This window comes from Streptomyces sp. NPDC001604 (assembly GCF_042893475.1).
Taxonomy (GTDB): Bacteria; Actinomycetota; Actinomycetes; order Streptomycetales; family Streptomycetaceae; genus Streptomyces.
Map to the genome: position 1 here is coordinate 233701 of NZ_JBIAUY010000002.1, position 13273 is coordinate 246973.

At 71.2% G+C, this 13273-nt stretch carries 13 protein-coding genes; 7 read left to right on the top strand and 6 right to left on the bottom strand.

The window, feature by feature from the left end; translation table 11 throughout:
• The first annotated feature begins 174 nt into the window (after nt 1-174).
• From ACFY1E_RS06240 to ACFY1E_RS06255, 4 genes are read left to right on the top strand one after another with little or no spacing between them, the layout of a single operon-like run.
• Nucleotides 175-906, top strand: a complete 732-nt coding sequence (locus tag ACFY1E_RS06240) for a tRNA-dependent cyclodipeptide synthase (RefSeq protein ID WP_389072069.1) — start codon at nt 175-177, stop codon at nt 904-906.
• Entirely contained in the window at nt 896-2083 is a 1188-nt protein-coding gene (locus tag ACFY1E_RS06245; RefSeq protein WP_389072071.1) for a cytochrome P450, read from the top strand. The genes ACFY1E_RS06240 and ACFY1E_RS06245 overlap by 11 nt, the downstream gene beginning before the upstream one ends.
• A gap of 55 nt (nt 2084-2138) precedes the next feature.
• Entirely contained in the window at nt 2139-2828 is a 690-nt protein-coding gene (locus ACFY1E_RS06250) for a response regulator transcription factor (RefSeq protein WP_389072074.1), read from the top strand.
• Nucleotides 2825-4180: a sensor histidine kinase gene (locus ACFY1E_RS06255; protein WP_389072076.1), complete on the top strand. Its 1356-nt coding sequence runs from the start codon at nt 2825-2827 to the stop codon at nt 4178-4180. The genes ACFY1E_RS06250 and ACFY1E_RS06255 overlap by 4 nt, the downstream gene beginning before the upstream one ends.
• Here the strand turns inward: ACFY1E_RS06255 and ACFY1E_RS06260 are convergent.
• Nucleotides 4146-4646 carry an SgcJ/EcaC family oxidoreductase gene (locus ACFY1E_RS06260; protein ID WP_389072079.1) on the bottom strand — a complete coding sequence of 167 codons (501 nt, stop codon included), beginning with the start codon at nt 4644-4646 and terminating at the stop codon, nt 4146-4148. The genes ACFY1E_RS06255 and ACFY1E_RS06260 overlap by 35 nt on opposite strands.
• A gap of 145 nt (nt 4647-4791) precedes the next feature.
• Here ACFY1E_RS06260 and ACFY1E_RS06265 point away from each other — a divergent pair, with 145 nt between their 5' ends.
• A complete protein-coding gene (locus ACFY1E_RS06265; RefSeq protein ID WP_389072083.1) occupies nt 4792-5514 on the top strand; it encodes a sulfite exporter TauE/SafE family protein in 723 nt (240 codons plus the stop codon).
• A gap of 69 nt (nt 5515-5583) precedes the next feature.
• On the opposite strand, the gene ACFY1E_RS06270 is transcribed toward ACFY1E_RS06265, so the two are convergent.
• The 3 genes from ACFY1E_RS06270 to ACFY1E_RS06280 are packed head-to-tail and all read right to left on the bottom strand — an operon-like array spanning nt 5584 to nt 7231.
• Nucleotides 5584-6234 (bottom strand): DUF5063 domain-containing protein, encoded by a 651-nt coding sequence (locus tag ACFY1E_RS06270; protein WP_389072085.1) that lies wholly within the window; start codon nt 6232-6234, stop codon nt 5584-5586.
• A complete protein-coding gene (recR, locus tag ACFY1E_RS06275) occupies nt 6227-6826 on the bottom strand; it encodes a recombination mediator RecR (protein ID WP_099930378.1) in 600 nt (199 codons plus the stop codon). Before recR ends, ACFY1E_RS06270 begins: the two co-directional genes overlap by 8 nt.
• A 60-nt stretch (nt 6827-6886) precedes the next feature.
• Nucleotides 6887-7231, bottom strand: coding sequence for a YbaB/EbfC family nucleoid-associated protein (locus ACFY1E_RS06280; protein WP_030942250.1), 345 nt, complete (start codon nt 7229-7231; stop codon nt 6887-6889).
• 280 nt (nt 7232-7511) lie between these two features.
• On the opposite strand from ACFY1E_RS06280, the gene ACFY1E_RS06285 reads away from it, so the two are divergent.
• Nucleotides 7512-8264: an SLATT domain-containing protein gene (locus ACFY1E_RS06285; protein WP_389072088.1), complete on the top strand. Its 753-nt coding sequence runs from the start codon at nt 7512-7514 to the stop codon at nt 8262-8264.
• A 19-nt stretch (nt 8265-8283) separates the two neighbouring features.
• Here the strand turns inward: ACFY1E_RS06285 and ACFY1E_RS06290 are convergent, their stop codons facing one another.
• Both ACFY1E_RS06290 and ACFY1E_RS06295 read right to left on the bottom strand, forming a co-directional pair.
• Complete coding sequence (locus tag ACFY1E_RS06290) at nt 8284-9687, bottom strand: M20/M25/M40 family metallo-hydrolase (protein WP_389072091.1); 1404 nt, start codon at nt 9685-9687, stop codon at nt 8284-8286.
• Nucleotides 9688-9779: 92 nt separating this feature from the next.
• A complete protein-coding gene (locus ACFY1E_RS06295; protein ID WP_389072093.1) occupies nt 9780-11666 on the bottom strand; it encodes a protein kinase in 1887 nt (628 codons plus the stop codon).
• A gap of 209 nt (nt 11667-11875) precedes the next feature.
• On the opposite strand from ACFY1E_RS06295, the gene ACFY1E_RS06300 reads away from it, so the two are divergent.
• Nucleotides 11876-13231 carry an aspartate aminotransferase family protein gene (locus tag ACFY1E_RS06300; protein WP_389072096.1) on the top strand — a complete coding sequence of 452 codons (1356 nt, stop codon included), beginning with the start codon at nt 11876-11878 and terminating at the stop codon, nt 13229-13231.
• The last annotated feature ends 42 nt before the right edge of the window (nt 13232-13273 follow it).

Below are 13273 nucleotides of genomic sequence, written 5' to 3' on the forward strand. Positions count from 1 at the left end.
GTGAGACCCGGCGCTCCAGCCCAGCCCCTGCCCACCTGGCACATGAACAGTCCGCAAAGTGGTTCAGGTCACCCGTTGACGCTCTGAGTAGCCGCCCGATAACTTCGCGTCGTCGTCGCCACACCAGGAGCACAAGGCTCCATCGGGACTAGCGACGCGAAGGATTCTCCTTCCTTGACGACTGCGACCGTTTCCGAGATCCAGCACGTCACACCGGCCGACCTCTTCCTGGTCCGCCCCTTCACCCCGCACTGCGAGGTCATCCGCACCGCCGCCGACCACGCCGTGATCGGCGTCTCCCCCGGCAACAGCTATTTCTCCGCACAGCGCATACACGACCTGGCCCGCTGGGGCCTGGCCCTCTTCGAGCGCGTGGACTTCGTCTACACCGATCTGCACGTGGCCGAGATGTACGAGGCCTCCGGCTATACGGCCGACGACGCGCGCCGCAAGGCGGTGAAGAACCTGCGGGGCGTACGCGCCAAGGTCCTCGCCGCCGTCGAGGCCGCCGACCCAGGCCGGACCCGCCTGAGGGCCCACGCCATGTCCGGGCTGCGCGACAACCCGGCGTACCGGGAGATCCACGAGGACCTGCGCACCCGCCTGTCCTCCGACGACGAGTTCCGCACGACCTGCGAGAAACTCGTCGACTCCTTCCTGTCGGCCAAGGCGCAGGAGGTGACCGCGCGGCAGCGGGACGTGTGCATGGAGTACGTCACCGCGGAGGCGCCCCTCTTCCTGGACACCCCCGCCATCCTGGGCGTGCCCTCCTCCCTCAACTGCTACCACCAGCTCCTGCCGATGGCCGAGCTGCTCTACGCGCCCGGTGCGGGGCTGCGTGCCTCACGCAACCAGGGCCACGCCATCGTCACGCCGGCCGAGGGGGACCCGACCGATGTCCGCTGACCTGCTCATCGACTTCCCGTTCTCCTGGCGGGGCGATCAACTCCCCTCCGAGGTAGAGGAGTTGCGCACCACGACCCCCGTACGCCGGGTGCGCACCATCGCGGGTGACGAGGCCTGGCTGGTGTCCTCGTACGAGCTGTGCAAGCAGGTCCTGGAGGACCCGCGGTTCAGCCTGAAGGACACCTCGGCCCCCGGCGTCCCCCGCCAGTACGCGCTGACGATCCCGCCCGAGGTCGTCAACAACATGGGCAACATCACCGGCGCCGGACTGCGCAAGGCCGTGCTCAAGGCCCTTAACCCGAAGAGCCCCGGGCTGGTGGAGTGGCTGCGGTCCTACGCCGACGAGCTCGTCGAGAACCTGGTGCGCGAGGGTGCTCCCGTGGACCTGCGGGGCGGTTTCGCCGACCCGTACTCGGCGGGCATGCACTGCCGCATCCTCGGCATCCCGCAGCAGGACGCGCCCGGGCTGATGCGGAGCCTGGACATCGCGTTCATGAACTCGGCCTGCCCCATAACGGGCGCCCGGCTCAACTGGGACCGCGACATCGCGTACATGACCGAGCGGCTGGACGACCCGGCGACCACGGGTCTGATGGCCGAGCTCGCCGCCCTGCGCACCGACCCCGACTACGCCCACCTCACCGACGAGATGCTCGCGACGGTCGGCGTGACCATGTTCGGCGCGGGCGTCATCTCGACGTCCGGCTTCCTGACCATGGCCCTGGTGTCGCTGATCCAGCACCCGGAGCTGCAGGAGGAGCTGGTCGCGGACCCCGGGAAGATCCCCGCGGCCGTCGACGAACTGCTGCGCATCAACCTCTCCATCGGCGACGGACTGCCGCGGCTCGCGACCGAGGACGTCCTGCTCGGGGACGTACAGGTGGCGGCGGGTGAGCTGGTCCTCGTCCTGGTCGAGGGCGCGAACTTCGATCCGTCCGCCTTCCCCGACCCGCACACCGTCGACCTGACCCGTGCCAACTCCACGGCCCATCTCTCCTTCGGCGGCGGCAGCCACTACTGCCCCGCCACCGCCCTCGGCCGCAAGCACGCCGAGATCGCACTGGAGCGGCTGCTCGAGCGGATGCCCCGGCTGCGTCTCGCGGTGCCGATCGAGCAGTTGGTGTGGCGGACCGGGTTCATGAAGCGGATCCCGGAGCGACTGCCCGCCATGTGGTGATCCCCCCGGACTCGGCGGCCGGTCGTCTTCAACTTTCAAGCATTAGGGTGCGCCTGTGCGCGTACTTCTGGTGGAAGACGATCAGCCGGTCGCCGAGTCCCTTCGCCGCGGGCTCGTCCGGTACGGCTTCGAGGTCGAGTGGGTCACCACGGGCGGCGCTGCACTGCGCCACCAGGGCCCGTACGACGTCGTCCTGCTCGACCTCGGTCTGCCGGACACCGACGGACTGGACGTGTGCAAGGCGCTGCGCGAACGCAGTGACGTACCGATCATCGTGATCAGTGCGCGCAGCGACGAGACGGACCGGGTGGTGGGCCTGGAACTCGGCGCGGACGACTATGTGTCCAAGCCGTTCGGGGTCCGGGAGGTCATCGCACGGATAAGGGCGGTGCTGCGACGCGTGCAGGCCCGTACGCCGGAGACCGCCGCGGGCGGCCCGGACCGGTACGGGCCCCGGCTGACGATCGACCGCAAGGCGGCCCGGGTGCATGTGGACGGCGCGGAGGTCGCCCTCACGCCCAAGGAGTACGACCTGCTGGCCTTCCTCACCGAGGAGCCGGGCGCGTTGATGTCCCGGGAGCAGATCATGGAAGCGGTCTGGGACGCGAACTGGTTCGGGCCCACCAAGACGCTCGACGTCCATGTGGCGGCGCTGCGGCGGAAGTTCACCGGGGTCATCGCCATCGAGGCGGTGCGCGGGGTCGGCTTCCGGCTGGAGATCGTCAAGGACGCCGGGGCGTCATGAACCGCCGGCTCATCCGCAGTTACATCCTGCTCGTCGCCGTCGCCATCCTGCTGTTCACCGTGCCGGTGGCCTTCACGCTCACCAAGCAGCTGCGGGACGACACCGAGCTGTCCGTCCTGCGCGAGGCCAGGACGATGGCACTGCTGCTCGGCGGCCATGACCGGATCTCGTGCGACGCCCTGGAGAAGGTGGCCAAGGCGTACAGCGACGAGACCCCCGGCGACGTCCAGGTGACCCCTACCGGCGGTTGCTCCCCGAACATCCCCAGGCCGACCGCGAACGCGGCGCTGACCCGGGCCGTGGAGCAGAACCGGTCCACGACCGACTGGGGCTCCGACTTCATCTGGGGCAAGCGGCTCGAGGTCACCGTGCCCGCCCAGGGGCGGGCGGCCGTGCGGGTCGTGTACTCGACCTCGCATCTCACCCACAGGCTGTGGACGATCTGGGGGTTCCGGGCCGGGCTCGCGGTGGCGGTGCTCGGCGTCGCGGCGCTGATCGGCGCGGTCGCCGCCCGCCGGATCACCGCCCCGCTGCGCGAACTCAACGACATGGCCAGCAAGTTCAGCGACGGCGACCTCACCGCCCGCTCCCCGGTGACGGGCCCGCCGGAGACCCAGACCCTCGCCCGGACCCTGAACCAGGGCGCGGAACGCCTGGACACGCTGGTCGCCTCGCAGCGGATCTTCGTGGCGGACGCCTCGCACCAACTCCGTACGCCGCTGACGGCCCTGCGCCTGTCGCTGGACAACATCGCGGACGGGGTGGACGACGAGTTCGTACGGGAGGACGTGGAGCAGGCGACCGCCGAGGTGGTCCGGATGAGCCGGCTGGTCAACGGGCTGCTGGTGCTGGCGAGGGCGGAGGCGAAGGTGACCGCGGCCGAACCCCTGCCCCTGACGGACATCGTGGAGGAACGTCTGTCGGTGTGGAGACCGGCCGCCGACGAGCGCGGAGTCACCATCGCGCTCAGGGGGAGTGGTGTCGGCGGCCGGCCGTCTGTGCTGGCCGGTCCCGGTCATCTGGACCAGGTGCTGGACAACGTGCTCTCGAATGCGCTGGAGGTCTCACCGGACGGCGCCACGATCACCGTCCGGATCGAGGAGAAGGGCGAGGAAGTGGTGCTGTCCGTCCTCGACCAGGGCCCCGGCATGACCGACGCGGAGAAGTCCCGCGCCTTCGACCGCTTCTGGCGCGGCCAGGGCCTGACCGGGCGCTCCGGTTCCGGTCTCGGCCTGGCCGTCGTCAAGCAGCTGGTGACCGACGACGGCGGGACCGTGGCCCTGCGGGACGCGCCCGGGGGCGGGCTGGAGGTCGGGATCAGCCTTCGGGCATCGCCGAGGAGTGGTGGTTGACGATCTTCCACGTGCCGTGGATCTTCTCGTAGGCGTACGTGTAGCGGGCCTCGACGACGCGCTTCTTCCCGGTGGCCTTGTCGGTCAGGGTGAACTCGTAGACACCGGTGTCGATCGCGGAGTTGCTGTCGAGGACGTCGACGATCGTCCTGACCTTCTTGCCGACCGGCTTGCTCTGCAGGAACTTGTCGAAGTAGTCGACGATCTCGGCGTGGTTGGTGCGGACCTTGTCGGAGACGGTGGGCAGCAGCACCGCGTCCTTCGCGTACAGGCTCGCGACCTTCTCCGAGTCACCGGTCTGCAGCGCCTTGTTCCAGGTGTCGAACAGCCCGGCGATCTGTGCCCTGGTGGGCCTGACCTCGTGCTGAGGGCCGGCGGTGGCAGCGACGGTGCCCACGGTGCCGAGGGCGACGACGGCGGTGGCGGTGACGACGGCTGCGCGCTCGGTCATGGAACGACGGGTCATCGCTGTCTCCGGTTTCGGTGCGGTTCTTGCCCTTCGACCTCCCTGCTGGGGAAGTGACTCCAGACTCGCTTTTCAACGGTCAGGGCCCGTACAGCCGTCGTACAGCGCGGATCCAAGGCCCTTCCAACTCACTTGGAGTGACGACTTGACCACGACGAACGTCCTGCTGGCGGGCATCGTTCTGCTCGGTTCCTGTGTGCAGTGGCTGACCGGCATGGGCTTCGCACTGGTCGCCGTACCCGCGCTCGTGCTGCTGCTCGGGCCCGCCGAGGGCGTCGTGCTCGCCAACTGCGCGGCGGGCGCCATCAGCGTCGTTGGCCTGGCCGGCGGCTGGCGGCGGGTGCGGCCGGGCGCGATGGTGCCGCTGTGCGCGGCGGCCGCGTGCACGGTGCCGGCCGGGGCCTGGTTGACCCGCCAACTCCCCGAGCCCGCGCTGTTGCTGGTGATGGGCGGGCTGGTGACGGCCGCGGTGCTGCTGGTGATGCGGGGTGCGCGGGTGCCTGCGTTGCGGGGCACGAGGGGGGCGGTCGCGGCGGGCGCGGTGGGCGGTTTCATGAACTCGGCGGCGGGCGTGGGCGGGCCACCGGTGTCCTTGTACGCCGTCAACGCGGGCTGGACGGTACGGGAGTTCGTACCGAACGCGCAGTTCTACGGCGTGATGGTGAACGCGTTCTCGGTGGCGGCGAACGGGGTGCCGCAGCTGAGCGGGGCCCGCTGGGGGTGGGTCGTCGCCGCCATGGCGGTGGGCGCGCTGATCGGCCGGGCACTCGCCGAGCGGATACCGGAGAAACGGGCCCGCCTGCTGGTGCTGTCGCTGGCTCTGACAGGCGGGGTCACCGCGGTCGGCAAGGGGGTGTGGGGGCTGTGACGGGTGAACGGCTCGCGGACGGGATGTGAGGCCGGGCCTCACCCGCCCGCCTGCCGCCTACTTGCCGGGCTACAGGCCCAGCGGCCCCCCGATCTCCTCCTGCATCACCTTGCCCGCCTCGAACTCCAGCGTCTCGTCACCCATCGGCGTCTGGTCCGTGTCCAGCCCGTCCAGCTCCTCCAGGGGCTGGTTCAGGCGCACATGTGCGACCACGGACTGCAGGGCGCGCAGGGTGGCCGAGGCCGTCGAGCCCCAGTTGGAGAAGTAGGAGAACTGCCACCACCACAGGGCCTCGGTGGTGCGGCCCGCGCGGTAGTGGGCCATGCCGTGGCGGAGGTCGGTGATGACGTCGGTCAGGTCGTCGGAGATACGGGCCGGGACCGGGGCCTTGCGGGGCTCGTAGGGGTCGAAGACCTCGGAGTAGACGTCGATCGGGTCCAGCAGGCGGGCGAAGTTCTCGCGGAGTTCGTCCACGTCGGCGTCCGGGCCGGTGTCCGGCTCGTAGCGCTCGTCGGGGACGATGTCCTCGTGTGCGCCGAGGCGGCCGCCGGCCAGCAGCAACTGGGACACCTCCAGGAGGAGGAAGGGCACGGCGGAGTCGGGCTCGTCACCCTTCGCCACCTCCGTCACCGCCACCAGGAAGCTCTCCACCTGGTCCGCGATCTGGACCGCGAAGTCGTCCGGGTCCTGCGTCGCGTCATGCAGCGTGGCGTCAGACATCTAGGAGTCGTCTCCCCTCGAAGGCGCGGCCGAGGGTCACCTCGTCCGCGTATTCCAGGTCTCCGCCCACCGGGAGGCCGCTGGCCAGGCGGGTGACCTTGAGGCCCATGGGCTTGATCATGCGGGCGAGGTACGTCGCTGTGGCCTCGCCCTCCAGGTTCGGGTCCGTGGCAAGGATCAGTTCCGTGACCGTCCCGTCGGCCAACCGCGCGAGAAGTTCCCGTATACGCAGGTCATCGGGGCCCACGCCCTCGATGGGGCTGATCGCCCCGCCCAGGACGTGGTAACGGCCGCGGAACTCGCGGGTCCGCTCGATCGCGACCACGTCCTTCGGCTCCTCCACCACACAGATGACGGAGGGGTCGCGGCGGCTGTCGCGGCAGATGTTGCACAGCTCTTCCTGTGCGACATTGCCGCAGGTCGCGCAGAAGCGGACCTTCGCCTTGACCTCCATCAGAGCCTGCGCGAGCCGCCGTACGTCCGTCGGTTCCGCCTGCAGGATGTGGAAGGCGATCCGCTGGGCGCTCTTGGGACCGACGCCGGGCAGCCGCCCCAGCTCGTCGATCAGGTCCTGCACCACGCCTTCGTACACGGACTGCCGTCCTTCCCGGGGTTCCTTGCAAGTACGTACGGTAGTTGGCGGACGCCTCTCTTAGAAAGGCAGGCCCGGGATACCGCTGCCGCCGCCCAGGCCCTGCGCCAGCGGGCCCAGCTTCTGCTGCTGGAGGTTCTGGGCGTTCTCGTTGGCCGCCTGGACCGCCGCGACGATCAGGTCCGCGAGGGTCTCGGTGTCCTCCGGGTCCACCGCCTTCGGGTCGATCTTCAGCGCGCGCAGCTCGCCGGAGCCGGTGACGGTGGCCTTCACCAGGCCGCCGCCCGCCTGCCCGTCGACCTCCGTCTGCGCCAGCTCCTCCTGCGCCCGCTGCAGGTCCTGCTGCATCTTCTGGGCCTGCTGGAGCAGCTGCTGCATATTGGGCTGGCCACCACCGGGAATCACGATCAGCTCCTGGTTTCGTACGGCTGTATGGGCGAGGTTTTCCCGCCTGGCACGAGCCTACGTGGTCCAGCCAGGCATCGCCCCAGCACTCTTTCGAGTGAGGTATTGCCGAGTCCTATACCTGATCAAGACCCACTTCCGAGCGGAATAGAGGTGAATTCGGGGGCTGAGCCACCCATTGGGCGGTAGGAAGGTCGGGCACATCAGGATCGGGTGTCACGCAACGTGTTCGGTCGTGGTCAGCCTCGTGATCAGCGTCGTGATCAGTAGGGAGTGCCGTGTGGGTCAGCCGGAGATGCAGCCCGAGGGGCCGGCTCAGGACGGGTGGGGCGAGGGTGCGGCCGGGCTGCGGCCGGGCGATCTGATCGGGCGCTCGTTCCCGCTCGGGGACTGGGGCGAACCGGCCGAGCGGCTGCACGAGCTGTATCTGTGGGTGGAGCGCGGGGCGCTGCAGACGGCGGCCTGGTATCTCGCGGACCGGGTGTGGAAGCGGCGGGGTGCGCGGGCGCTGCGCACGGGGGCCGCGCTGGGGGCGGTGACCGGGGCCGCGCTGCCGCTGCTGGATCTGACCGGGGTGATCGCCGGGATGGCCGCCTGGGGGTATCTGGCGCTGCTGTTCGCGGTGGCGTGCGTGGCCGTGGACCGGTTCTTCGGTGTGACCTCGGGCTGGATAAGGGATGTGGCGACCGCGCAGGCCGTGCAGCGGCGGCTGCAGGTGCTGCAGTTCGACTGGGCCTCGGAGAGTGTGCGGGAGGTGCTGGGCCCCGCGGAGGGCACGGCGAGCGAGGCCGTCGAGCGGTGCCTTGCGGTGCTGCGGCGCTTCTCGGAGGACGTGACGGAGCTGGTGCGCGCGGAGACGGCCGACTGGATGGTGGAGTTCCGGACCGGCGGCTCGGCGCCCATGGGGATCCAGTCCGCGCCGGCCGGGGCGGCGCGCCAGGAGACGGGCAGTGCGCAGGGGCGCTTCCCGCTGCCTCCGGGAGCGGGCTCGCGGCCGAACATGCCGCGCCAGCGGCCGCCCGAGCCGCGGTGATCCCGCACCGGGCCGTCGGTCACGACTGCGGGCTCGGGAAGGCCACCGGGCTCCTGTTGCCCGACCGGTTCACGGCCCGTACGCCGAAGAACACGTTGTCCTTCGAGAGGTCCACCTCGTACGTGGTGACGTCCCCGGCGGGAATCACATGCGTCCACTCCGGTGCCGTGGTCTCGCGCCAGACGATCTCGTAGCCCGCCAGGTCGGGTTCGGTGCCGCGCGTCCACACCAGCCGGGTGGAGTTGGTCAGGGCGGAGGTCACGATCTTCGCCCCGCGTGGCGTGCCCGGCGCCTGGGCGAGGGTCCACAGAGCGGCCGCGTTGACCCTGGCGACCCGCTCGACGAAGTCGAAGTCGCAGAACTCCGGCAGGTCGCCGTACTGCTTGCCGGTCTCGTCGACGCGGACGTCCTGGTGCTGGTGGGCGAAGTCCTCGGCCGGCTCCGTGAAGCGGGCGGCCGGGTAGGCGCGTTCGAGGAAGGGGATGTGGTCGCCGCCGCGCAGGTAGCGGTCGCGGCGGTAGACGACACGGACGTGCATGCCGGTGGCGTCGTTGTCGGCGACGTCCCGCACGAAGCGGGCGAGCTGGCGGGACGGGGAGTCGTTCTCGCCGCCCACCGACCTGCGGACCGCGGCCTGCTCCGGGGTCTCCGAGGTCGGGACGCCCTCCGCGAACAGCCGGATCGTGTACGGGTCCCGGGTGCCGTCGTCCGCCGTCGAGCTGCCGACGATGTCGTTGGTGAACATGCCCTGGACGTCCGTGCCGGCCGCCTTCAGCTGCTGGGCCAGATACGTCGACCCGTACAGCCCCTGCTCCTCCCCCGCCACCGCCGCGAACACGATCGTCGAGGCCGGGCGGCGGGTCGCCATCACCCGCGCCAGCTCCAGTACGACGGCCACGCCGGACGCGTCGTCGTCCGCGCCCGGCGCGTCGGCGATGGCGTTCATGACGTCCGTGACCCGGGAGTCGTAGTGCCCGGAGACGACGTACACGCGCTCCGGGGTGACCGAGCCGCGCAGGGTCGCGAGCACGTTCGTGATCTTCGTGGCGGTGGGGATGCGGGAGGCCGGTTCCTGGACGTACGACTGGAGTTCGGCCGTCATCCGGCCGCCGGAGGCGGCGGCGCAGCTCCGCAACTCGGCGAGGAGCCAGTCGCGGGCGGCACCGATGCCGCGGTCCGGGTCGTCCTGGGCGGAGAGGGTGTGGCGGGTGCCGAAGGAGACGAGCTTGCGGACGGTCGCTTCGATGCGGGCGGAGTCCAACTCACGCAACAGAGAACGGAGTTCGCGGCTCGGAGGCTGCGCGGTGGCCGGCGGGTGGTGCCCCCGCCTGGCGGCTTCGGCCGGGGCCGCCGCCGTCCCGAGTGCCGCCGCGCCGGCCGCCGTCGCGGTGAGGACCGTTCTCCTGGTGGGGCTGGGACGCATGTGTCCTCCCGGGGCTGCCGATGCCGACACTCCCCTCATCGTCATGGACACGCCACCACGGCACAAGGGCGCCCGCCGGCCCCTCACCCGGCTCACTGCCTGGTGTAGTCCAGCTTCTCCCCGTTGCTGGTGTTCTCCCGCTGCAGGCTGCCGTCCGGCAGCAGGCTGAGCTCGGTGGCGTCGCCCGGCTTGCAGTAGCCGGGGTCGCCGGACGTCACGGTGGACGGGCCGATCTCCAGGGGGCCGTCGCTGCCCGGTTCCGCGGTCAGATCGGCCTGGAACACACAGTGGTAGGTGCCGCTGCTGGTGGGGCCGTCGGCGACCAGGGACAGGACCGTGTCGCCCACCCCGCCCTGCTGGATGGTGAGTTGGCGGGTGTTCTCGCCGTCGGCGTTGGTGATGGTGGCCGTCCAGGTGCCCAGGTAACCGGACGGGATCGCACCGTCCGAGGGTGCGGAGGTGGTGGGCTGCGCGCTCGTCGGGGTCGTCGGGCTCGGCTCGGGATTCGAGGGTGCGCTGCTGGTCGGGGCCGGGCTCGGCTTGTTGTCGGCCTTGTCGCTGCCGCCGTTCATGAGGGCGTAGACCGAGCCGCCCGCGCCGAGCGCGACGACCAGGGCGACCGCGATCAGCGCCACCGTGGAACGGCCGCTCCGGCGGGGCGGTTCCTGTGGAACGTGCGGGACCGGGCCGGCGTAGGACGGGCCGTAGGGCGGGGTGGAGCCAAGGCCGCCGTAGGCGCCGGGCTGTTGCGGGTAACCGTAGGCGCCGGGCTGCTGCGGCGGGTAGCCGTAGGCGGGCTGCTGCTGGGGGTGCTGCTGCGGATAGCCGTAGGCCGGGGGTGTCTGCGCATGGGCGGGCGGGGGTGTCGGCGGGGCCTGGCCGGCGACCATCGTGGGGAGGTGGTTCAGCGGGGCGGCGCCGCCCGGCTGAACGGGCGGGGGCGGCCCGGCGGGCGTGCCCGCTTGCGGTGCGGAGTCGTCGGCGGCGGAGGCGTGCTCGGGCGGGGCCTCGGGGGCCGCCTTCCGCAGCGAGGGCCCGGCGGGCGCTGCCCCCTCCTCGTCGGGGTCTTCCGCGTCCAGCAACTGCACGGCATGGCGGCCGAGTTGGGCGACGAGCGCGCTCGGCAGCCAGGGGTCGCGCGAACGGCCGCCGAGCACGGTGTCCTCGGCGCCCGTGCGCTCCAGCACCTGGTCCAGCGTCGGCCGCGCGCCCGGCTCCTTCTTCAGACAGTCCCGTACGAGGTCGGCGATGCCCTCGGGCACGCCCTCCAGGTCGGGTTCCTCCTGGGCGATGCGGAACATCAGGGCGTGCACACCGCTGTTGGCGCTGCCGAAGGGGAGGTGGCCGGTGGCGGCGTAGGCCAGCACGGAGCCCAGGCAGAAGACGTCGCAGGCGGGCGTGATCCGGTCGCCGCGCACCTGCTCGGGGGCCATGAAGCCGGGCGAACCGACGAGCGCGCCAGTCCGCGTCAGACCGCCGTCCGTGACGGTCTCCAGCGCCCGCGCGATCCCGAAGTCGATGACCCGCGGCCCGTCGATGGTGACGAGCACATTGGACGGCTTCAGATCCCGGTGGATGATCCCGGCGGCGTGGATGTCCCGCAGCGCATGCGCGAGCCCGGCCGCGAGGATGTTCACCGAGCGCTCGGGCAGCGCCCCGTGGTCGTGCCCCACGACCTGCTGCAGGCTCGGCCCGGCGACGTACCCGGTGGCCACCCACGGCACCGCGGCCTCCGTGTCGGCGTCCAGGACGGGCGCCGTCCAGTGCCCGCCGACCTGCCGCGCGGACTGCACCTCCTGCCGGAACCGCGCCCGGAACTCCTCCTGCGCGGCCAGCTCCTCCCGCACCAGCTTCACGGCGACGGTACGGCCCCGGTCCGAGCGGGCGAGATACACGTGCCCCATGCCCCCGGCACCCAGCCGGGCCAGCAGCCGGTACGCCCCGATCCGCTGCGGGTCCCCCGCTCCGAGCTTCTCCATGGCCGCGCCGCCTTCCCCCCGTATGTGCAACAGACCGAGAATAGTGCGGTCGCGGGGGTAGTCGCCCGGAGCGGTGTCTACGGTTCCGTAACGCCGCGGACGGCACTTCGCCACGCCGTCCGGGCCCGACAACCTGTCGCGGAAACCCCCACATGCCAGGACAGGAAGCCGATACCGAGCGGGCACCGCGGGCTCCTACGCTCGCCGCCATGACCCCTCAGCCAGACCCCCGGGCCGGCGCCGCCGTGAAGGCCGCGGACCGCGCTCATGTGTTCCACTCCTGGTCCGCGCAGGAGCTCATCGACCCGCTCGCCGTCGCCGGTGCGGAGGGGTCGTACTTCTGGGACTACGACGGCAAGCGGTACCTGGACTTCACCAGCGGGCTCGTCTACACCAACATCGGCTACCAGCACCCGAAGGTCGTCGCCGCGATACAGGAGCAGGCCGCACACCTGACGACGTTCGCGCCCGCCTTCGCGATCGAGGCCCGCTCCGAGGCGGCCCGGCTGATCGCCGAGCGGACACCGGGCGACCTCGACAAGATCTTCTTCACCAACGGCGGTGCGGACGCCGTCGAGCACGCCGTACGCATGGCGCGGCTGCACACCGGGCGGCCCAAGGTCCTGTCCGCCTACCGCTCCTACCACGGCGGCACCCAGCAGGCGATCAACCTCACCGGGGACCCGCGCCGCTGGGCCTCCGACGGCGCGGCCGCCGGCGTCGTGCACTTCTGGGCGCCGTACCTCTACCGCTCCCGCTTCTACGCCGAGAACGAGGAGCAGGAGTGCGCCCGGGCGCTGGAGCACCTCGAGACCACGATCGCCTTCGAGGGGCCGGCCACCGTCGCCGCGATCATCCTGGAGACCGTTCCGGGCACCGCCGGGATCATGGTGCCGCCGCCCGGCTACCTCGCCGGGGTGCGGGAGATCTGCGACAAGTACGGCATCGTCTTCGTCCTGGACGAGGTCATGGCCGGGTTCGGGCGGACCGGTGAGTGGTTCGCGGCCGACCTGTTCGGTGTCGTACCCGACCTGATGACCTTCGCCAAGGGCGTGAACAGCGGATATGTGCCGCTCGGCGGTGTCGCCATCTCCGGCGCGATCGCCGAGACCTTCGCCAAGCGGGCCTACCCGGGCGGTCTGACGTACTCCGGGCACCCGCTGGCCTGCGCCGCCGCAGTCGCGACGATCAACGTCATGGCGGAGGAGGGCGTCGTCGAGAACGCTCGGCAGCTGGGCGAGACCGTCCTCGGTCCGGCGCTGCGCGAGCTCGCCGAGCGGCACCCGAGCGTCGGCGAGGTGCGCGGTGTCGGCATGTTCTGGGCGCTGGACCTGGTGAAGGACAAGGAGACGCGGGAGCCGCTGGTGCCGTACAACGCGGCCGGTGAGGCGAACGCGGCGATGGCCGCCTTCGGCGCCGCCGCGAAGAAGCACGGCATCTGGCCCTTCATCAACATGAACCGCACCCATGTCGTGCCGCCGTGCAACGTGAGCGAGGCCGAGCTGAAGGAGGGACTCGCGGCGCTGGACGCGGCGCTCTCCGTGGCGGACGAGTACACGCAGTAGCCGCCTGCGGCCGCTCAGGTGCCGCACCGGACGGCCGGAGCT